This is a genomic window from Nocardioides sp. CPCC 206348 (assembly GCF_048654705.1).
Taxonomy (GTDB): Bacteria; Actinomycetota; Actinomycetes; order Propionibacteriales; family Nocardioidaceae; genus Nocardioides.
On record NZ_JBMCZA010000206.1, the window covers coordinates 17,520 to 18,139 of the forward strand.

Annotated in this window: 2 protein-coding genes; both read left to right on the forward strand. The window is 66.0% G+C overall.

The features are described from left to right. Positions 1-58: 58 nt before the first annotated feature. Entirely contained in the window at positions 59-331 is a 273-nt protein-coding gene (locus ACOADB_RS20395) for a DUF4242 domain-containing protein (protein ID WP_378602733.1), read from the forward strand. A gap of 83 nt (positions 332-414) precedes the next feature. Further along, the coding region (locus ACOADB_RS20400; protein ID WP_378602736.1) for an FAD-dependent oxidoreductase at positions 415-620 on the forward strand (206 nt) is incomplete at its 3' end.

Below are 620 nucleotides of genomic sequence, written 5' to 3' on the forward strand. Positions count from 1 at the left end.
GGCTCCTAGGTTTCCGGTAGCGATCCCGCCCCGGGGTCGCCCGATCCAGGGAGTAGTCATGCCGAAGTACGTGATTGAACGTGAGCTGCCGGGTGCCGGCCTGTTGTCCGCCGACGAGCTGCACGCCATCTCGGCCAAGTCCAACTCCGTCCTCTCCGCCATGAACGGCCGGGCGCAGTGGCAGCAGAGCTATGTCACCGACGACAAGGTCTACTGCGTCTACTTCGCCGAGGACGAGGCAGCGGTGCGCGAGCACGCCGAGTGCGGAGGCTTTCCCGCCAACGCGGTGAGCCGGGTGTCCGCGGTCATCGACCCGGGCACCGGGGAGTAGCCAGTGAGGGGTGTCCGGAAAAGCCAAAAGGCTGTCCACGTCCGTCAAGACCTGGACGGCCTCCGGCGCCCATCGTTGTGAGCATGAACACACACCACTACGACGTCGTCGTCATCGGTGCCGGCCTGTCCGGCATCGGCACCGCCTGTCAGATCACCAGCCAGCACCCCGGCAAGACCATCGCCGTCCTCGAGCGCCGCGAGCGACTCGGTGGCACCTGGGACCTGTTCAAGTATCCCGGGATCCGGTCGGACTCCGACATGTTCACCTTCGGCTACAAGTTCCGGCC